Origin of the sequence: Paralteromonas sediminis (genome assembly GCF_003820355.1) — a bacterium.
Classification (GTDB): Bacteria; Pseudomonadota; Gammaproteobacteria; order Enterobacterales; family Alteromonadaceae; genus Alteromonas_F; species Alteromonas_F sediminis.
The window spans coordinates 525,857-549,030 of sequence record NZ_RPOK01000003.1; the positions used below are offsets into that span (position 1 = coordinate 525,857).

Annotated in this window: 25 protein-coding genes; 5 read left to right on the forward strand and 20 right to left on the reverse strand. The window is 47.7% G+C overall.

Translation table 11 applies throughout. From position 1 onward, the window contains the following. Position 1: 1 nt before the first annotated feature. Complete coding sequence (locus tag DRW07_RS11440; protein ID WP_124028043.1) at positions 2-955, forward strand: alpha/beta hydrolase; 954 nt, start codon at positions 2-4, stop codon at positions 953-955. On the opposite strand, the gene DRW07_RS11445 is transcribed toward DRW07_RS11440, so the two are convergent. The 12 genes from DRW07_RS11445 to gspC are packed head-to-tail and all read right to left on the reverse strand — an operon-like array spanning position 945 to position 12,236. Beyond that, on the reverse strand, positions 945-1,700 hold the full coding sequence (locus DRW07_RS11445; protein ID WP_124028044.1) for a type II secretion system protein N: 756 nt from the start codon (positions 1,698-1,700) through the stop codon (positions 945-947). The genes DRW07_RS11440 and DRW07_RS11445 overlap by 11 nt on opposite strands. Then, a complete protein-coding gene (gspM, locus tag DRW07_RS11450; protein ID WP_124028045.1) occupies positions 1,697-2,176 on the reverse strand; it encodes a type II secretion system protein GspM in 480 nt (159 codons plus the stop codon). The genes DRW07_RS11445 and gspM overlap by 4 nt, the downstream gene beginning before the upstream one ends. Next, on the reverse strand, positions 2,173-3,375 hold the full coding sequence (gene gspL, locus DRW07_RS11455) for a type II secretion system protein GspL (protein ID WP_124028046.1): 1,203 nt from the start codon (positions 3,373-3,375) through the stop codon (positions 2,173-2,175). Before gspL ends, gspM begins: the two co-directional genes overlap by 4 nt. Then, positions 3,376-4,362 carry a type II secretion system minor pseudopilin GspK gene (gspK, locus tag DRW07_RS11460; protein ID WP_124028047.1) on the reverse strand — a complete coding sequence of 329 codons (987 nt, stop codon included), beginning with the start codon at positions 4,360-4,362 and terminating at the stop codon, positions 3,376-3,378. It lies immediately after the preceding gene. Then, positions 4,359-4,973, reverse strand: coding sequence for a type II secretion system minor pseudopilin GspJ (gspJ, locus tag DRW07_RS11465; protein ID WP_124028048.1), 615 nt, complete (start codon positions 4,971-4,973; stop codon positions 4,359-4,361). Before gspJ ends, gspK begins: the two co-directional genes overlap by 4 nt. Then, positions 4,973-5,386, reverse strand: a complete 414-nt coding sequence (gspI, locus tag DRW07_RS11470) for a type II secretion system minor pseudopilin GspI (RefSeq protein ID WP_240630587.1) — start codon at positions 5,384-5,386, stop codon at positions 4,973-4,975. Before gspI ends, gspJ begins: the two co-directional genes overlap by 1 nt. Continuing rightward, a complete protein-coding gene (gene gspH / locus DRW07_RS11475) occupies positions 5,358-5,993 on the reverse strand; it encodes a type II secretion system minor pseudopilin GspH (RefSeq protein WP_124028049.1) in 636 nt (211 codons plus the stop codon). The genes gspI and gspH overlap by 29 nt, the downstream gene beginning before the upstream one ends. A 6-nt stretch (positions 5,994-5,999) precedes the next feature. Continuing rightward, positions 6,000-6,434 (reverse strand): type II secretion system major pseudopilin GspG, encoded by a 435-nt coding sequence (gspG, locus tag DRW07_RS11480; protein ID WP_124028050.1) that lies wholly within the window; start codon positions 6,432-6,434, stop codon positions 6,000-6,002. Continuing rightward, a complete protein-coding gene (gene gspF, locus DRW07_RS11485; protein WP_124028051.1) occupies positions 6,434-7,657 on the reverse strand; it encodes a type II secretion system inner membrane protein GspF in 1,224 nt (407 codons plus the stop codon). Before gspF ends, gspG begins: the two co-directional genes overlap by 1 nt. Positions 7,658-7,659: 2 nt before the next feature. Then, positions 7,660-9,192 (reverse strand): type II secretion system ATPase GspE, encoded by a 1,533-nt coding sequence (gene gspE / locus DRW07_RS11490; RefSeq protein WP_124028052.1) that lies wholly within the window; start codon positions 9,190-9,192, stop codon positions 7,660-7,662. Continuing rightward, complete coding sequence (gene gspD / locus DRW07_RS11495; protein ID WP_377923156.1) at positions 9,189-11,231, reverse strand: type II secretion system secretin GspD; 2,043 nt, start codon at positions 11,229-11,231, stop codon at positions 9,189-9,191. Before gspD ends, gspE begins: the two co-directional genes overlap by 4 nt. A gap of 60 nt (positions 11,232-11,291) precedes the next feature. Next, positions 11,292-12,236, reverse strand: a complete 945-nt coding sequence (gene gspC, locus DRW07_RS11500; RefSeq protein ID WP_124028054.1) for a type II secretion system protein GspC — start codon at positions 12,234-12,236, stop codon at positions 11,292-11,294. Between the two features lie 91 nt (positions 12,237-12,327). On the opposite strand from gspC, the gene DRW07_RS11505 reads away from it, so the two are divergent. Beyond that, the gene (locus DRW07_RS11505) at positions 12,328-12,732 is read left to right on the forward strand and encodes a S4 domain-containing protein (protein ID WP_124028055.1); all 405 of its coding nucleotides are present in this window, start codon (positions 12,328-12,330) and stop codon (positions 12,730-12,732) included. A gap of 15 nt (positions 12,733-12,747) precedes the next feature. Beyond that, positions 12,748-13,641: an Hsp33 family molecular chaperone HslO gene (hslO, locus tag DRW07_RS11510; RefSeq protein WP_124028056.1), complete on the forward strand. Its 894-nt coding sequence runs from the start codon at positions 12,748-12,750 to the stop codon at positions 13,639-13,641. Positions 13,642-13,666: 25 nt separating this feature from the next. On the opposite strand, the gene envZ is transcribed toward hslO, so the two are convergent. Both envZ and ompR read right to left on the reverse strand, forming a co-directional pair. Continuing rightward, positions 13,667-14,977, reverse strand: a complete 1,311-nt coding sequence (gene envZ / locus DRW07_RS11515) for a two-component system sensor histidine kinase EnvZ (protein ID WP_124028057.1) — start codon at positions 14,975-14,977, stop codon at positions 13,667-13,669. 15 nt (positions 14,978-14,992) lie between these two features. Continuing rightward, complete coding sequence (gene ompR / locus DRW07_RS11520) at positions 14,993-15,715, reverse strand: osmolarity response regulator transcription factor OmpR (protein ID WP_124028058.1); 723 nt, start codon at positions 15,713-15,715, stop codon at positions 14,993-14,995. 171 nt (positions 15,716-15,886) lie between these two features. Here ompR and DRW07_RS11525 point away from each other — a divergent pair, with 171 nt between their 5' ends. Next, the gene (locus DRW07_RS11525) at positions 15,887-16,345 is read left to right on the forward strand and encodes a YHS domain-containing (seleno)protein (protein ID WP_124028059.1); all 459 of its coding nucleotides are present in this window, start codon (positions 15,887-15,889) and stop codon (positions 16,343-16,345) included. Between the two features lie 3 nt (positions 16,346-16,348). Here DRW07_RS11525 and DRW07_RS11530 read toward each other — a convergent pair whose 3' ends face one another. The 5 genes from DRW07_RS11530 to dusB form a co-directional block, all read right to left on the reverse strand. After that, positions 16,349-17,251, reverse strand: coding sequence for a phosphoribulokinase (locus DRW07_RS11530; RefSeq protein ID WP_124028060.1), 903 nt, complete (start codon positions 17,249-17,251; stop codon positions 16,349-16,351). A 57-nt stretch (positions 17,252-17,308) separates the two neighbouring features. Further along, the gene (gene purD, locus DRW07_RS11535; protein ID WP_124028061.1) at positions 17,309-18,601 is read right to left on the reverse strand and encodes a phosphoribosylamine--glycine ligase; all 1,293 of its coding nucleotides are present in this window, start codon (positions 18,599-18,601) and stop codon (positions 17,309-17,311) included. A gap of 58 nt (positions 18,602-18,659) precedes the next feature. Beyond that, positions 18,660-20,228 (reverse strand): bifunctional phosphoribosylaminoimidazolecarboxamide formyltransferase/IMP cyclohydrolase, encoded by a 1,569-nt coding sequence (gene purH, locus DRW07_RS11540; RefSeq protein WP_124028062.1) that lies wholly within the window; start codon positions 20,226-20,228, stop codon positions 18,660-18,662. A gap of 88 nt (positions 20,229-20,316) precedes the next feature. Next, positions 20,317-20,610 carry a DNA-binding transcriptional regulator Fis gene (gene fis, locus DRW07_RS11545; RefSeq protein ID WP_124028063.1) on the reverse strand — a complete coding sequence of 98 codons (294 nt, stop codon included), beginning with the start codon at positions 20,608-20,610 and terminating at the stop codon, positions 20,317-20,319. 29 nt (positions 20,611-20,639) lie between these two features. Further along, positions 20,640-21,638 carry a tRNA dihydrouridine synthase DusB gene (gene dusB, locus DRW07_RS11550; protein ID WP_124028064.1) on the reverse strand — a complete coding sequence of 333 codons (999 nt, stop codon included), beginning with the start codon at positions 21,636-21,638 and terminating at the stop codon, positions 20,640-20,642. Positions 21,639-21,881: 243 nt separating this feature from the next. Between dusB and DRW07_RS11555 the strand changes: the two genes are divergently transcribed. After that, positions 21,882-22,088, forward strand: coding sequence for a hypothetical protein (locus DRW07_RS11555; protein WP_124028065.1), 207 nt, complete (start codon positions 21,882-21,884; stop codon positions 22,086-22,088). A 192-nt stretch (positions 22,089-22,280) separates the two neighbouring features. Here DRW07_RS11555 and prmA read toward each other — a convergent pair whose 3' ends face one another. Further along, the gene (gene prmA / locus DRW07_RS11560; protein WP_124028066.1) at positions 22,281-23,168 is read right to left on the reverse strand and encodes a 50S ribosomal protein L11 methyltransferase; all 888 of its coding nucleotides are present in this window, start codon (positions 23,166-23,168) and stop codon (positions 22,281-22,283) included. Positions 23,169-23,174 lie beyond the last annotated feature (6 nt).

The window sequence follows — 23,174 nt, forward strand, 5'->3', positions numbered from 1 at the left end:
TATGAAAAATAAAGCAAATCTTCACACACGTTTAAATGGGCTTGCCCCTGCACAACGGCACATTGGCCGTTTATTGGGAATGGGTCCGAGCCTGCATAATTTCTCACCGCTAACGAACCGACGCATCTTTGCCGGATTCGATCGTTTGCTTGGTATAAGAAAGCAAGCTATTTACAAGGTAACTGATTTTACGTTTCCGCTGCGTGGTGATAACGGTCACTCAACTTTGCGTGCCTATTACCCCAATAACACTGCCACAGACGCCATAGTATTTTTTCACGGCGGAGGGTGCGTTATAGGCAGTGTTGATACTCATGACAGATTTTGTCGATTGGTCGCGAATGAAAGTCAAACCATAGTGTTGTCAGTTGAGTACCGGTTAGCACCAGAACACCCATTTCCAGCGCAGTTAGAAGATGCGTCTGCCAGCTGGGATTTTATCGTTACCAACCAGCAGCGACTTGGTGTTAACGCTTCTACTATGGGAGCCGGCGGCGACAGCGCTGGAGCTTACCTGGCCACATCGCTATGCCTAAGCCAGGAAGAGAAAAGTAAACCACACTTTCTTTGGTTACTCTATCCCATGGCTGATTTACGCGCAGACGATGCCTACCAACGATATACCTCAAATCTGATTCTCACACGTGACACGGTTGAATACTTTAAGGGGCACTTTTTGCCTGCGCCTTCCTGTGCAAGCCGGCCTGACGTTAGCCTTGTATTATCTCCATATCTAGCCCAATGCCCAAAAACTTGCATTTACACTGTTGAGTTTGACCCACTTCTGGGTGGCGGACTGGCAATGGTAAAAAAACTTCGCGAGCAGGGGGTATCTGTTAGTCATTACCATTTAAACGACTGTTTTCATGGACTATTATCTGTCGCAGGCGTAAGTAAACGCGCTTATCACGCCTGCCTTGAGATGGTACATTCACTCAAAAGCATCAAAGCTTAAACGCAGTGTAACCTTGTGCGTCTGGCGAGCCAAAAAATTTGCCTGCCTGATGCACTTCATTGGGCAGTGTGTCGCTGGGCTTGAATTTACCTTCAACCGAAAAGCTTTGAAAGTCCGGTGATATGGTAGATACAAGAGACAACCCTAAACTGTTTGGCTCTGACACCTGGATTCGTAGCTGGTTATTTTCACACTGTAATGCCGCAGAAAAATTACCCAGGTCAATTGGGCCTTGTGTGCCGCCTACCCATGCATTTAACCACTCGCCATTACCGGTTAATGTGTGACATTGAGGACCAAAATCCAGCTCGCTTACGCTGACCTTAAAGCGTCCACCTGCCTGCACAGGGATTGGCAAGGCAACTTTGGCAAGGGCGCGATCAGCCGGCAAATAAAGCTGTAACCCCTCCGTTTGCACACGGTTAACATTGAACAACGAGAAACGCACCGGACCACGGACAGAGATCAATTCAGGGTCTCTGATGTTGCCGCCACGTACCTCTAGGGAAACCTGACCTAACAGTAAGGCGAAGGGGTTGATGGACCAAGATACATCTTCCACAGGTAATCCATTAATGCTCAACCTTGCCATTGCACCTTGCCAGAGGGTCCCCTCCACCTGATAAAAGCCAATATTAGGGCCGACAGATACACGCCCTAATACCTGACTAGCTGGCAATTTTGCCAGCATAAAGATCACGAAGATAATGACGGCGGAAATTCCCCAGATTACGTTTTTTTTCATGCTTTACCTAGCTGTAATCGACGAACTTGAATATGACCACTTTTCTCGGCATCAGTAATATCTACCTGCTTAATCTGTACACCCATTCTTTCTAATGACTGTAACCATGAGAGCAGATCATTAAAGGCAGCTTCGTCTATCCACACCTGCAGGTCATCGCCCTGAGGCTGCATGCGGGAAATGGCAATGTTATGTCTGTTTGTGGTGGTATTCACAGCCTGTGGTAGCGAACCATTGAATCCGCCTGACGTTGCACTGGACGCACGCAACAACTGTGCCCTTTGACTTCGGCTAGTCACCCAGTTAAGAAGGGACTGCTGACTTTTTAGCTTTGTTTGCTCCGTCTCAATGGCGTTGTTCAATGGTTGCCAAACAATAAAATAAAACAAAGCAATAACCACAGCTACACCCGATGCAACAACCAGCTTTTGTTCCCGCTCAGACAATGCGATAAAACGCGCTTTTAATTCGTTCATGCTCCGCTCCTTATGGACAATGAGCCTACCACGCCTTCTGGACGATTGTTAATTGCACCTTGCTCAACAATGAACCCAGATTGTTCAGCCTGGTTTTTGAACTGCTCTAATGCCTCAAAATTACTCGCCAGCGCCTGGATGCGAAGTTCACCGCGGCCTTGATCAAACCGCAACAATTGCGGCTTTACCTTTGACAGGGCAAACGCAGGTTGCAACTGTGACATCATCACCAGCATGCTGGAACCGCCACCGCTTTGCTCAAGTTTTGCCAGCTCACTGGACACTTTGCGTCTTAGATCACGGTACGCCCCCATATTGGGAAACCCAGCATTCACCTGGGTATCGATTTGCGCCTTCAACACGCTATTTCTTTCTTCGAGAGAATACAAGGTCAGGGTTTTATCAACCAGTGTCAGCACAAGTGCTAGCGCCGCCAAGCCTGCCGCTAAACGCCACTGTGTCCACAAGGTACTGGATGACTTTTTGCGTACTTTGTACTCATTTTGAAACAAGTTAAAAGACGCAGACAAAGCATGCTTCGCCAGCACAGCCATAGGTAATTCCAGCGTTTGCGAAACCACCTCGGTATTGGGCACGTCGTGCAGAGAAAGGTCGCTATAGTTATTGATAACTACTTTGGTTTCAGACTGCTTTGTAGCATGGGCTAATGCCGGCACTACCCAATCTGCTTCGCCCTGAAAGCCTTTCCATTCATCTTCGCGTACTAGTACCTGGTCACTTAGCGTGAGTAACGACATACCATCCTGATGATGAGGTACCGCTAACACATCCGGCAGCAGCTGCTCACAATACAAACCCGCAGCATCCAACTGGGCTTGCCACAACCGGACTTTATCGTGTTTAACGATGGCAACGGCTTGCCTATCGCCATGGCGAGGGCCTGTAGCAAAAAAGAGGTCAGCGATGTCTTCACTTAGCTCGTCTTCAAGCATAAAAGGAATGGCGTTGATGACTTTTCTGTTTGCTTTGGGTGGCAGTGTCACCCACTTGAGCAACACATCACTGCCTGGAACTAATGCAATGATAGCCCTTTGTCCAGCGCGTTCTTTTAACGTGTTAAGGTGCGAAGCATCAGGCAATACACCCGACGCAATAACGTCTGATTCTGAGGACGACCAAACTAACCAAGATACTGGTGTTTTATCGTCGGAATTCAGCCTGACAATCAGCTGTTCCATTTATTCTACCCCTCCAATTTCGCGCCTAATCACAGTGACCGATGCGGGACTTGGTACATAAAAAAGTGAAGACAGTGCATATGACGCATTATTGTAACGGGTCTTACTATGCAAAATAAAATACTGCGTTGTTACCGTCAGCCATTCTTGCTGCACTTCTGTGACTTGTGCTGCTTGAACAATGGGTTCAGCCATAAAACTGGCAATGTCGTCCCAGCCGTCTTGCGGCCGAGTATTAATGAGATCATTGGCTTGCTGCAAGGTCACCCCTAGCACACCAGCTAACACTGGTGCTAGTTCTGGCGTCAGCGTATTCACGTTGATCTTTAGCTCTTCCGACCCTGGAATAACACAAATAAGTGGCCAAAGCGCATTCACCCACTGCGCACTGACACCGTGAATAACACGAAACTCACTTTGGCTAGCCATGAGACCATTTGCCGCTAGATAAGGAAAGGGTCGCGAACTGTATTCACTGTCTTCAGCGCCAAAGCTACGCTGTAGTTCATCGTCGTCAAGCCAATCTGCGAGTGAATCTCTTACTGTATCGGCGGTAAATGACTCTATGGGCTGCTCCAACTCTACGGCAAGTAGCATGCGATGAAACGCTTCCATAACAGGTGTGACCCGTTGTTGGCTTTGTGCTTCAGTGCTGGTTTTTTTAAGTGCATTAAGGTTGAAGCAACTGTACATATCCACCAGTTTTGCCTTAATACCGCCGTTTTCAAGCGGAAAAGCAAATTCATCACTCCATGGCTGCGCCAAGTGTATTTTCGCACTTTCGGTTTGCATTAGGTCCTTGATCGACTTGCGAGCAAACGCCTCAGCGCTGTTGGCATACCACTGAGCCTGGTTGTTATCTTTAATATTCTGCGCACGTTTTACATTCAGTTGCAGCCGCCCCGTCATTTCCGTTGCAAGTATCACCACTATTGCCACTATCAACAGTACAATAACCAACGCCACGCCCCGTTGTTGCGTTCTCATGAGTTGGCCCCCACTAGAGCAAACTCACGCCTGAGTGTTCCAAAGGTTTCGCTTTCAATGATTAAGGCGACGCCTTGGGGTAGGGTTGTTCCCACATAGGAATCAGACCAGCGCAGTTCACCGTCTTCTTCTCCCCCCACATAAAATTCAACACGAAAATCAAGCACGTCGTCGAGCAGTACACGCTCCTTCGGTTCATAACCAATGACATTGTCCAGGTAGTGCCCCGACAGTCGCTCCAAGCGACCCTCAGTTAACCGGTAAGCCACGTATTCAAGCGTACTGCGAGGCAACATGAACTGCGGATTACTCCATCCTGCCCGCACAAAAGCTAGGCCGTCTGCATCACTGGTATCGGTGATCCCACCAAACATGACTCTGTCGATAGCCTCACCCTCAATGCGAACAGGTCTGGCGATGGCCTGTTGCACATCACGCTCAATTAGCAGCATGGCCCGCTGTAGAGATTGTAGCCGTACAAATCGTTCACTGGCCGCCTCATTGCTGTCGATAACAGTGGTAAGTAATGCCGTACTGCCAATACCGATCATAGTGAAGATCGCCATCGCAATTAGAATTTCCAGCATTGTAAACCCGTTAACGCTGCGCATTAGTCCTGAGCCTCAACTGTAGGTTTCGCAAAGTAAGCGGTTACTGACGTGATAGAGTTTTCATAACCTGCATCACGGCCGACATAAACGGTAACTTGCTTAAGTTCACTGTCATTGGTATCCAACACTTGTTGACGCCAATACCAGTCGCGCCCCGCCATGTTCACACTGCCTCGAGCGTTATTGCGAATAGGCCATTTTTTTTCAAGTTCAATACGGGCTAGTTGATTATTCGCAACCCAGCTTGCAATGGTAATAGACTCCACTTGCTCCACCGAGTAAAGGTTATCACCTACGGCTTTTAGAATGGCAGTGCCAACAATGGCGAAGATGGCAATAGCCACCAGCACTTCCAACAAGGTCAGCCCATGATGCTGTGAGCGTTTATTCTGGCTCTTGCTCTGGCGCATCATAAGGTCCTTTGAGCTCTAGGGGTGGGACATCTTTGTTGTTCAAAAAGAAATACACTGGAAACTCTTCACTAAAGTCGGGCTCATAGGCCAGCATTACACTAAACGGCGTAATCTCTCCACTTGACATAATAAGAACTTGCGGGGGTGGAAGTGATTTGTCCTCTTCGTTACCAATATCTACGCTGTCTTCAGACACCGACAAGGTTTCATCAAACAGTTCTCTGTCAAACAAACGCTCGGTTTCTTCCCATGGCAAGCTGTCCAGTTCAAGCTCAAAAGAAAATGATTGTGGCAGCGTATGACCAGAATAAAGCGGATCGTCTAATACCTGCCATTGGTTTTCGTCATCCAGCGCCATAAAAAAATATTCATTTTTTGCGGCTTCAAAGCGAATACCCAGTTCGGTTTGATTGAGCACCGCGTAATCGCTAGCCATATCAACAATAACCTGAAAGCGGCGTGCCTGCTCTTTTAACCTGTCAGATTGACTTACGGAAAACGCGTTGAACAAGACATAGCTGACAGCCATCCCAATCAAAAACAGCACCAACAATATTTCTAATAATGTAAAGCCTTTGGAGCTGGCTTTTGACGGCAGTGGCATCATTGTATTCTATTGATAGTCACCAATGTTCCAGGTACCAATGTCGTCGTCAGTGCCTGGTAATGTGTCAGGGCCATTTGAAAAAATATCGATAACACCTAACTCTCCAGGGCTAATGAGCTGGTACGGCTGTCCCCATGGATCTTCAGGCAGACGTCGAATAAACCCGCCCTCTGGATAATTACTAGGAATAGGGTCGACGGTAGGTGCATTAACTAATGCGTCCAGGCCTTGCTCTGTAGTGGGGTACACATTATTTCGCAACTTGTACATTTGCAGAGCACTTTCAAGCTGCTGAATATCTATCGCCGCCTTTTTCAATTGGGCTTCTTCAGACTGCCCTAAAAACTGCGGCGCGACCACGGCCGTAATTAAACCAATAATGAGCAACACCACCATAATTTCTATTAGTGTGAAGCCTTTCAGTGCGTTACGATTTTTCATTAAATCACCATATTGTTTAGCGCAAGTATGGGTTGAAGAATGGCCATTACAATAAACAGCACTATCCCTGCCATAGCGACAATTAAAATGGGCTCAAATAATTTGAGTGAGACACCAATTAACGTTTCAAATTCCCTGTCTTGATTATCTGCAGCCCTGGCTAGCATTTGCTGAAGTTCACCAGAACGCTCACCTGACGCAATCATATGCATCATCATAGGTGGAAAAAGTTTTGTATTGTCTAAAGCCGCCCGCAGACTGGAGCCTTCTTTCACATTATCTGACGCCGCGGCAACCCGCTCTTTGATATACAGGTTTTCCAGTACGTCGCTGGCGATGCGCATAGCTTCTAATAAGGGCACAGCACTGGCTGTTAAAATACTCAGCGTACGTGCAAACCGAGCAGTATTAAGCCCTCTAGACACCTTACCAACCATGGGCAGCGACAGAATAAATTTGTGGTATTTTAAGCGCAGATGCCTTTGCTTTAAGAGTTGCCTGAAAGCAACAACAAGGACAATAATCAACAGAACAAACAAAGCACCATAATTTTGCACCCATTCACTTGTGCCAATCAGTATTTGAGTAATTAGGGGTAGCTCCTGGCCCATCTGATCAAACTGCCCGACAATTTTGGGAACCACTATAGTTAATAGTGCTGCAACGATACCCACAGCAAACACCATCATAATAATGGGGTATATCAGTGCCTGTGTAACCGCATTTTTGATCTGCTGACGCTTTTCGGTGTAGTCGGCTAGACGATTCAACACCGTATCTAAATGACCTGACTTTTCCCCTGCGGCCACCATGGCGCGAAACAACTCATCAAACACACTGGGAAATTCATTCATGGCCACAGCCAGACCATGACCCTCTACCACTTTGCTGCGCACGGCCATCATCATGCTTTTGTGGCGCTGCTTATCGCATTGTTCAGCAACCGCTAACAGCGCTTCCTCTATGGGCAACGCTGACTCCACAAGTGTGGCAAGCTGGCGCGTTAGCAGGGCAAGCTCAGATGCTGAAATGCTCGGTTTGAATAAGGCGAGTGAAAAACTCCCGCCTGACGTGGTGTTTTTCTCGGCTACCTGCTCCACACTGAGGGGCATTAGCCCTTTTTCGCGCAGCTGCTGCCGTACCTGGCGCGCATTGTCACCTTCAAGGACACCCGATTTATTGCGCCCATCTGATGCGATAGCTTTATATGCAAACGCTGCCACTTCTAATCCTCGCGGGTAACGCGCAGCACTTCTTCTAACGAAGTGAGGCCAGACAACACTTTCTTACAGCCGTCTTCACGAATACTGGGCGTAGATTCACGTATATAGCGTTCGATGACCTGCTCGCCTTTGCCAGCATGCATAAGTTCACGAATGTGTTCATCAACAATCAGCAATTCGTGAATACCCGTACGGCCTTTGTAGCCGGTTTGATTACACTCAGCGCAGCCGCGAGCCGAAAAAATGGGGTTGGCAATTGCACTACTTTCCTCAATACCCAAAATTTCACATTCGCGTGCGTTGGGCGTATGTTCTGACTTGCAACTAGGGCAAAGTGTGCGCACTAATCGCTGCGACAATACTGCGAGTAAACTGGATGACAGCAAAAAGGACTCAATACCCATGTCTTCCAATCGGGTGATTGCACCTGATGCGGTGTTGGTATGCAAGGTCGACAATACCAAATGTCCGGTTAAACTGGCCTGAACCGCAATTTGTGCGGTTTCAATATCGCGGATTTCGCCCACCATGACCACATCAGGATCCTGCCGAAGAATCGCTCTTAACCCACGCGCAAACGTCATATCGACTCTTGGGTTTACCTGCGTCTGACCAATCCCTTCCAGGTCGAATTCTATGGGGTCTTCAACTGTGAGAATATTGCGGTCTTTTGAATTTATTTCGCTTAAACCTGCATACAGGGTGGTACTTTTACCAGAGCCTGTTGGACCGGTTACCAGAATAATACCGTGAGGTTTTCTGATAAGCGCGGAAAAGTGGTCACGGTTAGCTTGCGTCATGCCCAAATCTTCAAGATTTAACCGCGCGTTGTTTTTATCCAGCAAACGCAATACCACGCGCTCACCATGACTCGACGGCATTGTGGACACACGCACATCAACCGCCCGACCCGCAATTCGCAAGGTAATACGGCCATCCTGCGGCACGCGTTTTTCGGCAATATCGAGTTTGGCCATGACCTTAATTCTTGATACCAGCATAGAAGACAGCTTGCGATTGGGTCGCAAAATCTCACGCAATACGCCGTCGACGCGAAAACGCACAACCAGCTGATTTTCAAAGGTTTCAATGTGAATGTCTGAGGCACCTTCTTTGATTGCTTCACCGAGCATGGCATTGATCAACTTAATAATAGGTGCATCATCTTCGCTGTCGAGCAAGTCTTCGGTGTCTGGCAATTCGTCTGCCAGTGAAAACAAATCACTTTCATTACCCAAGTCTTCCATGAGCTGCTTTGCTGCTGACGAATCTCGCTGAAACGCCGCGGTCAGCATGCTGTCAAACTGATCACTGGGTACTTCTTTGGGGGTAAACGGCGCGCCGAAAAATCGCCTGACCTCTGCAAACGCCGTAAAGGGGGTATCGGCGGTATGGTACAAGATCGCGGGTTGCTGATTGGTTTCTAACAGCACGCGATTGCGCTTGGCAAAACCAAACGCTAATTGTTTTTCAGCGACGGCATCAGGCTCTGCGATAATGTCAGTATTCACTACCGATTCGTCTTTTGTGCTCATTCATCCTTACCTTCTTTTTTTGCTTTCTTCAGCAAATACTCATCATAAGTTGGAGGCAAGGTAAGACTATCATCCCATTTGGGTAATACAGGCGACTCTGTCATCGGCATAAGTGACACGCCTTCAGACTGTCTTTTTAGCTGTTCAGCCCGAATAAAGTTGTATTTGCGATGGCTGATTTCATTCATGGTAACACCATCACGCACAATTTTAGGTCGTAAGAACACCATCAGGTTGCGCTTGCGTTTACTTGACGTAGTGGTTTTAAATAAGTTACCCAGTATGGGAATATCACCAAGAAGCGGTACTTTAGACACGCTTTCCTGCACGTCTTCATCTATCAAACCGCCTAATACAATAGTGCCGCCGTCATCGACAATGACCGTGGTTTTAATTTCACGTTTATTAATTGAAATATCTACGGCAGTCGCCCCGCTCACACTGGACACTTCCTGTTCGATCATTAACTGTACGGCATCACCCTCATTAATTTGCGGGGTGACTTTAAGCTTGATACCTACTTCCTGACGGTCAACCGTGGTGAACGGGTTACCATTGTTTGCACTGGCTGTCGTACCGGTAAGAATAGGCACCTCCTGACCAACGATGAAGAAAGCTTCTTCGTTGTCCATGGTGGTGAGATGTGGCGTTGCCAGCACATTGGAATTAGTGTCTGTACTGACAGCCTGTAACACAGCGCCCCAGCCGTCTTCTACCACACCCGCAATCATGCCGTTCAAACCGCCGAGCAAGCTAGCCAGAGCGGTGAAATCACCTTGTGTAGATGTGGTTTGCGTTACAGCGTTACCGTTGGCATCCACCACAATGTTGCCTTCACTGTCTCGCACGTTAGTGGTTTCGGTTCGATCATCCGCTTGCTTCAGTGCCACGCCTAATGAGCCGATTCCCACACCACCATTGGTAAATTGTGTACCACCGCCGCTTTCTGAAATAAACTGCACGCCTAAGGTCGTGCCGTCACCTTCAAACACCTCCACAATAATCGCTTCAACCTGAACCTGGGCACGACGAACGTCTAGTTGACGAATGACCTCTTCCAGTGAGCGCATCATATCGGGCTCAGCGGTGATCACCAGTGAGTTTGAGTCTTCATGTGAATCGATACTGACTTCACGATTGGCACCAGTGCGTCTGGTTTGATTGCCACTTTGCTCTTCAGCTTGGATACTGGCACTTACGCCTTGCAGCACCTTCACTAAATCTTCTGCTTTGGCATAATTTAGGAAGATCACCCGGGTATTGCCGCTGGTTTCCAGCTCTTGGTCCATGCGTTCAATCAGGTTGATAAGCCGCGCGCGAGATTTAGTGTCACCGCTGACAATCACGCTGTTGGTTCTGTCATCAGCCACTACGCGAGGTGCTGATTTGGCCGAGGTAGCAGCTTTGGCCTGGTTTTTCTCAATGCTTTCTACGATGCGTACCATTTCAGAAGCAGACGCAAACTTAAGCTTCACTATTTCAACTTCTTCATCACCCGCTCGGTCAACCCGTTCAATGATTTCTACCAAACGGTTTACCACGGTGGCACGGCCGGTCAGCATCATCACGTTTGACGCGTCGTGCTGCACAACGTTACCGCCGCCAGTTTGATCGTTAAGCTGGCGCAAAATGGGCGAAAGTTCTCGCACAGGTACATTATAAACTGGAACAACACGGGTGATCATCTCGTCACCGTTCAACGAAGCGCCTTCAACAACAGGAATATTCGACTTTTTAGAGTCTTTCGAACGCACAATTTTGATGATGCCGTTGGGCATCTCTACTGCGGCATAATCGTAAACTTGCAATACATTTAAGAAGAACTGGTAATACTGCTCCTCATTCATCAAATCGTAACTGCGCACACTGATCTTACCGCGCACATTGGGGTCGATAATAATGGTCTTTTGCAGGTTTTTGCCGACGATATTGATGAATTCCTGAATATCCGTTTCTTTGAAGTTAGGCATGTATTCGGCCGCATAGAGCGAGGCACATGCCATTGAGGCAACAACGGCCGCGCTCAGGCGTTTTACCATGGTAGAGCCTAAGTGCTTCATACTACGAGTTTTCCTGTTTATCATTCTTTTCACTTACCTTTACGCTTCGGGCAATTCTAGATAAAGCGTTAAAATTTCACCATTTCGGTTTACTGTTAGCTCGATAAATTCTGCATTGCGCAACTCTCCCATGGCGTCTATGGATTGTTGCGGATCGGTTAAATCCAAACCGTTAATAAGTGTAACCACATCACCGCTTTTCAGTCCGGTGGCTTCAAACAACGCAGGATTTTTACCCGGACTAATTTTATACCCTACTGTAACATCGTCTTCGCGGTGGGGAGCAACACTGATAAAGTCAACAAAGCTATCCGGCGATTCACGTAACTGACGAGTGGCCTCGATGGCTTCATTAGAAAGCCGTGAAGCCGGCGCCGGTGCCGTAACATTGCGCGAACTGTTGCGCTGAGCAACGGCCACTTCGCGAAGTCTTGCTTCTCGCGCCCGGTTAGCTTGTTCATAATCGATGCCTTCCATCATCAAGGTTTCATTGCGCACGCCATTTCGAATAATCACTCTATCAGACTGAACCTGATGGAGAATGGCGTTGGTCCCTTCTATTTTCTCACCTATCCCATACACTGCCTGACTTCCCCTGTGTTCAATAACCGCGGTACCATAATCGAGGTTCGAACTGGACACGACCCCGGTTAAGACCAAATTAAGGCGAGTTTCAGGTGCGTCGGTTACGGCTTCTTGTACCGGCTGTGTTTGCACAACCAGATCGCCGAATAAATTCAGTTGCTGCAGCGCTCTGATATCAGTATTTGGGCTATTGTTACTGGAAGATTGAGCGTTATTTTCTGCAATTTGCCCCGCATTTTGTGCGGAAGTTTTTGGCTCTGGTATAATTCGCCACACAAGGTCAGCCAAAAAGGCCAACAAATAAATTGCCAGTATCGCGACGACGAAACGATTAATTTGCCGTTGATGTTGCCCAAAGAACAAGGCCATGGATTGTGGGTTCAGTTTATCTACTGCCATGCTTTACTGATTGTGTTGTAGAGACCGTTCATCATAGCTTAGTCAATGCAGGGGCCACAACTCTAATGCGAAAGAGTGACGAATTTATTACATGAAAAGAGACAATCAAAAAGAACAAGACGCTCAGGTACGTCTGGATAAGTGGATATGGGCGGTAAGGCTAAGCAAAACCAGAAGCATTGCGCGCGACTGGATCCAAGCCGGAAAGGTTCATTACAACGGACAGCGCTGTAAGCCTGGTAAGGTTGTAGAGTTAGGCGCACTAATAAAAGTACCCGCGGGTTGGGATATCAAGGAAGTAAAAATAGAAGGCATTGTTGATAAACGACAATCTGCCCCCATTGCACAGACCTTGTACAGCGAAACACCCGCCAGTTTGGAAAAGCGAGAGGAAAACAAGGCAGCCCGACAGGCCCAAACCTTTCACAATCCTCGCCCAGACAATCGCCCGGACAAGAAACAACGACGAGAAATTATTAAGTTAAAACACCAATAGTGGTGCAGGATACCTATGACAGATTTTGATACGTTACACAGATTCACTTTTACCGATGCGCCCGTGCGAGGCGAACTGGTACGCCTAAAAGACAGCTTGCAGACTATGCTGGGTAACGCAGATTACCCCGCTGAAATTAAAACCTTGATGGCCGAGTTAGCATCTGCAGCGGCGTTGTTAACTGCCACATTGAAGTTTGAAGGTGAGATTAGCCTGCAAATTCAGGGTAAAGGCGCTGTCAACTATGCCATTGTAAGTGCTGATCACAAGCTTAACTATCGCGGTATTGCGCGTTGGGACGAGTCTATGCAGACATTGCCCCAAAGTTTTTCTGAATTGTGTGCCGATTCGGTATTGGTGATCACTATCACTCCCAATGAAGGCGAACGCTACCAGGGTGTTGTTGCACTCGACAAACCAACATTGGCAGCGTGTTTGGAGAACTACTTCTTACAGTCCGAGCAGCTACTCACTAAAGTTTACCTGTTTGAGCAAACTGACAATGAAACCGCATCAGCTGGATTTATGTTGCAGGTGCTGCCCTCAAGTGCCGCAGTCACAGCGACTGAAGACGCTGACGATTTTCACCACTTCACTGCACTTGCTGACACGCTGACCGCAGAGGAAATATTAAGCTTACCCGTTAAAACGGTATTGCACCGTCTTTATCACGAGCATGACATCACGCTGTTTGAAAGCCAGCCTATTGCCTTTAAATGTACCTGCTCAAAGGACCGCAGTGCTACTGCGCTTCTCAATGTAGAAAAAGACGAGCTGTTAGCCATCGTTGAAGAAGAAGGCTGTATCACGATGAACTGTCAGTATTGCCACACCGAATACCGTTTTGATGCCATCGATGTTGAGGCAATTCACAACGGTGCAGCAGCGGGCGGTTCTTCAGCTCACTAACACACCGTGCTGAATAGCCGCTCGGTTACGACAGTGGCAATGTCATCTCTGCAACCAAACCTCCATCGGGATGGTTGCGAAGATCTATATTGCCACCATGCTTGTCGATAATACGCTTGGTGATCGCCAGACCAAGACCTGAACCGGCACTGCCTCGGGCAGTGTCGCCCTGTGTAAAAGGCATAAACATGGCTTTGAGCCTGTCAGGAGGAATACCCGGGCCAAAGTCACGCACTTGGCATACCATCTCATCGGTTTTAATATTGATGAAAGTGGATATTTCGATTTGCTTACTACCATAGCGAAACGCATTCTCAATCAGGTTGTCCATCACGCGTTTAATTCCTAACCTGCGCATGGGCACCTCTGGCAAAGGGCACAGGTCTAGGCGGATGTGGTGATCGCTTTGTATTTGCCGCGCATCAACCATGTCGTTGATCATGCGATTGAAGTCAGTGGGCTCAAGCTCTTCCTGCTGGTCTTGACGCGCGTAATCAATAAACTGATCAATAATAATATTCATATCTTCAATATCATTAATAATGCCATCGCGTATCCAGTCCTGATCATCGGGCAACATTTCAGTTGCTAGTCGAATTCGGGTCAGTGGTGTTCGCAAATCGTGAGAAATACCCGCCGTCATGAGCGTTCTGTCGTGCTCAAGTTGCTGAATACTGGCGTTCATATGATTAAATGCCTTCGTCACCAGCTTGGTTTCACTGGTACCGTTTTCTTCGATAGGAGGTGGAAACTGGCCTTTACTCACTTCATTGGCAGCGCGTTGCAGTGCCATCAGTGGCCGGTTTAGGCGACTTACAAACAACCAACCACCGGCAACACTTAAAATGCCAATGACCATCAAATACATAGTTAGCGGGGATATGTCAGCATCACTGAGCCCCTGAATGGGGATAGCTATCCAGATATCTGGCGAGGATGCCAAGTTTACCCATACCAAATAAGGCTTAGCAGGTTCGCCCACAGCACTTTTACTAATGCGCACATCGGCCCGTTCACCTAATTGATCAGACACCTGATCGGACATAAATTCATATCGTACAGCGTCGGCGAGCCCCTGAGTTTGCGCTTGAGCTTCCCGCACAATCAAAATGCCGGTTTTTTCACTGATCCAGTTTATGCTATCAGACGAGTCAACCACCTCATTGATGGACTTCAGCGACTGAACTTGTGTAGCAATCAGGCTGTTAATTTGCTGATAACTCGGCAAGATAAAGTAGTTGGTGACCGAGATATAAGACACGACCTGGTTGATCAACAACAATACGCCGATGAGCAGTACCGTTTGACCAAACGCACTTTGTGGTAATAATTTCACAGCAAACGTTACCGCTTAAGACATCTCTCCATCGGGCACAAACACGTAACCCAACCCCCACACGGTTTGAATATAACGCGGGTTGGCTGGGTCTTTCTCTAACATGCGGCGCAAACGCGAAACCTGCACATCAATGCTGCGCTCCAGCGCACTGTAGTCTCTGCCCCTAGCAAGGTTCATTAGCTTATCGCGGGATAGCGGTTCACGAGGGTGGGTAACCAGCGATTTTAATACAGCAAATTCACCGCTAGTCAACGTGAGCGGCTGGCCATTGGCGGTCATTTCACGGGTGGCCAAGTTTAATTTGTAATCACCAAACGCAATAATTTGCTCTTCCTGAGAGGGTGCACCGGGCGCCTCAACCGTTTTACGGCGCAGCACGGCTTTCACTCTGGCCAGAAGTTCGCGAGGGTTAAAGGGCTTCGGCAAATAGTCATCGGCGCCCATTTCAAGGCCGATAATACGGTCTACTTCATCGCCCTTTGCCGTTAGCATAACGATAGGCATTTCATTTTCTTTCTGCCGCAGGCGGCGACAAATCGATAACCCGTCTTCTCCGGGAAGCATCAGGTCTAATACCATCAAATGAAAATTCTCTCGCTCTAGCAACCGATCCATTTGTTCAGCATTGGCGGCAGTTCGAACCTGAAAACCTTGCTCAACTAAATAGCGTTCCAGCAAACTGCGCAAGCGCATATCATCATCGACTACCAGTATTTTTGATGTTTCCTGACCCATAAAACGGATTCCCACGATTTTTGTTTCACTATAGCGTTAACTGCTTATTTTCAAAAGTGATTGGTGATGTGCAAAGTAAAAGAGTGTTACAAATAGTGTCACACTTGTGAAAGTTGTTTTGTCCTTGTCCGGTTTAATGAGTAAGTAACCTCACATTTATCGGACAGACCTATGCTTAAACGACTTGCAACACTGCTGACCTTACTTACTTTGACAACATTTTCGGCGTTTGCGAAAGACCCGATTGAAACCGGTACCTTTAACAACAAGGCCATTTATGGCTATGACACTGTTGCCTACTTTACGATGAACAAGGCGGTGAAAGGCACTGACGAATTTACCTATTCGTGGCGTGGTGCCGATTGGTATTTCAGCTCGCAAGCACACAAAGACCTGTTTGTTGCCGAGCCAGAAAAATATGCCCCTCAATACGGTGGGTATTGTGCTTATGCGATGTCTGCAGGGCGTTTTGTTGGTATTGATGAAGAAGCGTTTTCAATTGTCGATGACAAGCTGTATCTCAATTACAGCAAAGGGGTGCGCGATGACTGGATGGAAAACCAAGCTGAGTTCATTAAAAAGGCCAACAAGCACTATCCGGAAAAAGTTGGCCTTACTGATGTAAATTAGCGGCTACTTTTCTGTCACCCAATCCATTTGCATACCTGCACGACGTTTTTTATCCATAATCTCTTCAATCAGGGGCGTGAGTATAAGTTCCATTGCCAGCCCCATCTTTCCGCCCGGCACAACGAGCGTGTTAACCCGAGACATAAAGGCGCCCTCGATCATCTGCATAAGGTACGGAAAGTTTACGTTCTTCATCTCGCGACGAAACCGCACCACCACAAAGCTCTCATCTTGGGTAGGAATTTCTCGGGCACTAAATGGGTTTGAAGTATCGACCGTAGGCACGCGCTGAAAGTTAACATGGGTACGAGAGAACTGGGGGGTGATGTAGTGAAAATAGTCATCAAGGCCTCGCACTATGCTGCTCATTACGGCTTCACGAGAATGCCCTCTGTCGGTGGTGTCGCGAACAATTTTTTGGATCCACTCCAAATTAACAATGGGCACCATGCCCACCAGCAGGTCAACATGACGCGCCACATCGTGCTCTTCGGTTTCTACGCCACCATGCAGACCTTCATAGAACAGCAGGTCGGTATCGTGCGGCAGGTCTTGCCAAGGCGTAAAGGTCCCTGGCATCTGATTAAAAGGCACGGCTTCGTCAAAGGTATGCAGGTACTGTCTGTACTGACCCTGACCTAATTCTCCGTAATTTTTGAACAAGTCTTCAAGCAACCCAAAGTCATTCGCTTTAGGACCAAAATAACTTATATGGCGACCTTGTTCCTGTGCTTTGCGAATTTCTACTTCCATTTCTGGTCGCGTATAGCGGTGAAAGCTGTCACCGCCTACAAATGCCGCATTAATATTAAGGTTACGGAAGATATGCTGTATCGCATTCATCGTCGTAGTCGTACCGGCACCGGACGAACCTGTGATGGCGATGATAGGATGTTTTATTGACATGCGTCTTCCGCTAGTTGCAACACAGAACGTCTTTTATAAGCTTGCAGGCTTGAATAATCAAGCCTGATCTTGCTCTCTGGCAATCGCGCGATACGCAATATCATTTCTCATCATGACATTGGGCCAGTCAATCGTTTTTGCCAGCGTGTAAGCCGCGGTTTGTGCTTCTGAAACCGAGTTGCCTAATGCAGTAGCGCATAATACTCGGCCTCCATTAGTAAGCACTTGCTCGCCGTCTAGCTTAGTTCCAGCGTGAAACACCTTACCCTCTAACCGGGCAGCTTCAGCTAAACCCTGGATTTGCTCGCCCTTATCATAACTGCCGGGGTATCCACCAGCAGCAAGCACAACACCGACTGCAGCACGCGTGTCGAATGCAATATCTTTTCCTGCCAATTCACCTTTACAGGCAGACAGGCACAGGCTAACCAAATCAGACTGCAAACGCAGCATAATAGGCTGGGTTTCCGGGTCGCCAAAACGGCAATTGTACTCAATGACTTTAGGTGTGCCATCGGCCATGATCATCAATCCGGCATACAAAAAACCGGTATAGGGCATGCCTTCTGATGCCATGCCGTCAACCGTTGGCTTAATGACTTCTTCCATGATGCGCTGATGCACATCCGGTGTTACCACAGGAGCTGGTGAGTAGGCGCCCATACCTCCAGTATTTGGCCCTTTGTCGCCGTCATAGGCGCGTTTGTGGTCTTGGCTGGTGGCGAAAGAGGCAATATTTTTACCGTCAACCATAACGATAAATGATGCTTCTTCGCCATCAAGAAATTCTTCAATCACCACACGGCTGCCCGCTTCGCCAAATTTGTTATCGGCCAGCATATCCTGAATAGCTGCTTCAGCCTCTTCCAGCGTCATTGCCACAATCACGCCTTTACCTGCCGCGAGTCCGTCTGCCTTGACGACAATAGGCGCGCCTTTTTCGCGCACATACGCAACGGCTTCATCAATTTGCGTAAAAGTAGCGTATTCGGCTGTAGGAATTTTGTGTCGGGCTAAAAAGTCTTTGGTAAAAGCTTTAGAGCCTTCAAGCTGAGCAGCGGCCTGAGTGGGGCCAAAGATGGTCAAGCCTTCAGCCTGAAACGCATCAACCACTCCAATAACCAAAGGTGCTTCAGGGCCCACAATGGTTAAATCAACGGCATTGTCCTTGGCAAAAGCCACCAGCGCAGCAATATCTTCTACACCAATTGCCACGTTCTCAAGCTTGGGCTCTGTTGCCGTGCCCGCATTACCTGGGGCAACAAACACCTTTTCAACACCTTCAGATTGGGCAGCCTTCCATGCCAATGCATGTTCACGACCGCCGTTACCTATGATTAGTACTTTCATATTGTTTAACTCTGTTTGTCTATTTTAGAGCGGAACCGATTAAAAAGAGCCCACGCGGTTAGTGGCGGAAGTGTCTCATTCCGGTAAACACCATGGCAAGGCCATGTTCGTTTGCTGCCTCAATCACTTCGTTGTCGCGCATTGATCCACCCGGCTGTATAACCGCAGTAATGCCTGCTTCTGCTGCCGCGTCTATACCATCGCGGAAAGGGAAGAAGGCGTCAGACGCCATTACACTGCCTTTGACTTCGAGATTTTCGTCAGCGGCTTTTATGCCCGCAATTTTTGCAGAATACACGCGGCTCATTTGTCCGGCACCCACACCAATAGTCATACTGTCTTTGCAATAAACAATAGCATTGGACTTAACATATTTAGCCACTTTCCAGGTAAACAGTAGGTCGTTCCATTCCTGCTCTGAAGGCTGACGTTCTGACACCACTTGCATATCTTCACGCTCCACCATACCAAAATCCCGTTCCTGAACTAACAATCCCCCGTTTACGCGCTTAAAGTCATGCCCTTCAGTAAGCTGACCATGCCATTCGCCGCACGCTAGCAAACGTACGTTTTGCTTAGCGCTGACAACCTCCTTGGCTTCTTCACTCACGCTTGGCGCAATGATGACTTCAACAAACTGGCGGTCGATAATGGCTTGCGCCGTTTGCGCATCGAGCTCACGGTTGAACGCAATGATGCCGCCAAATGCTGATGTTGGGTCAGTTTTATAAGCGCGGTCGTAGGCGCTGTGAATATTTTCACCCAGGGCCACACCACACGGATTAGCGTGTTTAACGATAACACAGGCTGGTTGGTCAAATTCTTTTACACACTCAAGGGCGGCATCAGTGTCTGCTATGTTGTTGAAAGACAGTGCTTTACCTTGTAGCTGTTCCGCCGTAGCAACAGATGCTTCCTGAATGTCATTTTCAACGTAAAAAGCAGCGTCCTGATGGCTATTTTCACCATAGCGTAGGTCCTGCTTTTTGGTGAGCTGCATGTTATAGGTGCGCGGATAAGGGCTCTCTTCGCTCAATAGAGCTCCGAAATGGTTAGCAATCATGCCATCGTATTGAGCTGTGTGCTCAAACGCTTTTATGGCTAAATCGAAGCGTGTTTCAAACGTCACCGCGCCCTGATTTTGCTGCATTTCAGATATAACACGGTCATAATCAGACGCGTTCACCACTATGGTAACGTCTTTGTGATTTTTAGCCGCTGCACGCACCATAGTAGGGCCGCCAATATCAATGTTTTCTACAGCATCTTCCATCGTGCAATCTGGGTTTGCGACCGTCTTTGCAAACGGATAAAGATTCACGCAGACTAAATCAATCGGTGCAATTTCATGCTGCGACATAACTGCAGCGTCCTGATCGCGACGTCCCAAAATACCACCATGAATTTTGGGGTGAAGCGTTTTTACACGTCCGTCCATAATTTCAGGGTGCCCGGTGTGTTCAGATACTTCTTTTACAGGTAATCCCTTTTCCGCCAGTAATCGCGCGGTTCCGCCTGTAGACAATAGTTCTACGCCAGATTCGTGAAGAAAAGTGGCCAATTCAACAATGCCGGTTTTATCCGAGACACTGAGTAATGCACGTTTGATTGGAGTATTTGATTGCATAGTCTTTTTCATCAGTAAAAGGTGGTGGGTAAAACAAAAAGAGCACCCAATGTGGTGCTCTTTGAAATAGGGCCTGGCCCAACGATATTTAGTTCATGCCGTATTGCTTAAGCTTCTTGCGAAGCGTGCCACGGTTGATGCCCATCATAATAGCAGCTCGTGTTTGGTTACCACGGGTGAAAGTCATCACCTCTTCCAACAAGGGAGCTTCAACTTCCGCTAGTACAAGATCATATAAATTGTCGATGTTAGTGTCATCCAACTGCTTTAGATAACGGTTAACCGCTTGCTTTACAGAATCACGTAAGGGCTTCTGTGCTTGCGTTTGAGAAGGCGTAGTCACAGTTGTGGTGAAAGGAGAAGTTAGGTTTTGATCGAACATATTACTTGTTTGCTCTTTTGTTAAAATCGTTAAGCTGCCGGTGAAATCTGTCGTGTTTCACTTTCTTGCAGCGTGTCAAAGTAAGTATTTAATGCATCTAGTTGAGTGCGTTCTTCTTCGATTGCATTAAACACCCGTCTAAACTGACGGTCCGTGTCGTATTGTTCCAAGTACCAGCCAACGTGCTTACGGGCAATGCGCACACCGGTAACTTCACCGTAAAATGTATGCACATTAGCCACGTGTTCTCTAAGCACCTGGCGTTGCTCATCCAATGACGGTGGAGGCAAAAGCTCCCCCGTATTCAGGTAATGGGTAATTTGCTTGAAAATCCAGGGATTCCCCTGTGCGCCTCTACCTATCATTACCGCGTCCGCGCCCGTTTTATCCAGCACGAACTTAGCTTGTTGTGGCGAGCAAATATCACCGTTCGCCACCACAGGAATCGACACCGACTGCTTTATCGCTTTTATTGTGTCGTATTCAGCATTTCCTTTGTACATGCAGGCGCGTGTTCTGCCATGTACTGCGAGTGATTGAATGCCATTTTGTTCGGCAATTCTGGCTATATGTACGCCATTTCGGTTTTCCGGATTCCAACCAGTGCGAATTTTTAACGTCACTGGCACATCAACCGCATCAACCACTGCTTTTACAATTTGTTCTACTTGCTCGGGATGTTGCAACAGTGCAGAGCCCGCAAGCTTCTTATTCACTTTTTTCGCCGGGCAACCCATGTTGATGTCGATGATCTGCGCACCGTTTTCAACATTCATTTGCGCCGCTTGTGCCATGAGCTCAGGTTCTGAACCAGCAATTTGCACCGACCGAATACCGGTTTCACCGGTGTGGTCCATTCTTTGTTTGGACTTGGCGGTGTGCCAGACTCTGGGATTACTCGACAACATTTCTGAAACGACTAACCCAGCCCCCATTCTTGCGCACAGTTGCCTGAAAGGCCTGTCGGTAACGCCGGCCATGGGTGCGAGCATTACATTATTAGCTAAATTGTATGGACCAATCCGCATGGAATAATGCCTACCCTGCTCAAAAACCGTTCACCCAGAAAAATGGGACGGCAATATTACGCATTTTTTCAACGCTTGAAAAGGCTAATTTTTGCACAATTTTTCACTTTTGGGTCTTGACAGCGACGAAACTACGATTTTTTGCGTCAACGCTGTCATTTGAATGGGTCGGTGTAAATAAAATCTACTCTGACCCTATTTTTTAAGCCGTTTTGAAGGGCTATCCCAACAAGGTGTCGGGGTGTGCCATGGAATAAAAAACTGGCTTGGTCCGCGTTTTGGTCCAACCTGATAAATGAACGGGAATATGGCTATATTGTCGCGGATATTGAAAACACCTATTTTCTGAACACGATGCGCGCAGAAGCCTTGTTATTAAAAGGCGAAATAACGCAGAGCCAATACGAGAAACTAATTGCTGAGGCTAAGAATGCTTTTCATGGACAGTAAGACATATACGAAACAACCAAGCTGACTCGCCCATTCGCTATGACAGTTACTTGCTTACGGCTGCATAGTCCAACTTACCATGACCATTGGAAAACTAATCCTCTGTATCAAACAGACTCGCATATATTCGGCTAAAAGTTAAAAGCTCTTCCAATTATTCAATGTGATTGACCAGTAGAACTAGAGACGGTTTTACTCTGCCCCCATTTTAGTACCAGACACCCTGGCCCATTCGCCTTCAATAGCGCTGGGCTCAAGCTCAAACTCTTCTGAGTAAGCGGTTTCAATTGCCCCCACCTGCTCAGCCAATATCCCTGACAGCACGAGCTTACCACCGGGTTTGCAGTATCCGCTGATAACCGGGCGTAGTTCCAATAATGGGCCGGATAAAATATTAGCCAACACAAAGTCGGCTTGCATTTGTGGCTGGTCTTTTGGCAAAAACACAGTGAGTTTATCTTGTACCTGATTGCGTCGCGCATTCTCCATTGAAGCTTGAAGCGCCTGTGGATCAATATCAATGCCGATGGCATCGGTTGCGCCCAGTTTGAGGGCTGCTACTGCCAAGATGCCTGAACCGCAGCCAAAATCCACCACGGTTTTGTTATTCACATTCTGCCTATCCAGCCATTGCAGACATAATGATGTGGTAGGGTGGGTGCCTGTGCCAAAGGCTAAGCCAGGGTCTAGCATCACATTAACGGCATCGGGTTCAGGTATTTCTCGCCAGCTGGGGCAGATCCATAAACGCTCGCCAAATTGCATGGGATGAAAGTTATCCATCCACTCACGTTCCCAGTCTTTGTCTTCAAGTGGGTCACTGCGATACACGGTAGCCGCATCAATTACCTCGTTATCGAGTAACGCTTGAGCTACGGCTTTGACATCATCTTGCGCATCAAACAGGCCAACCACTGTAGTGTCTGGCCATAGCAGCACTTCACCCGGTTTGGGTTCGTACATGGGGGTGTCTTTTGCGTCAACAAAAGTCACAGCCTGCGCCCCGCATTCAGCTAATGCGTCACCAATCCGCTCTGCATCTTTGGCTTTTGCATCTATTTTTAACTGTATCCAGGGCATGCTGAT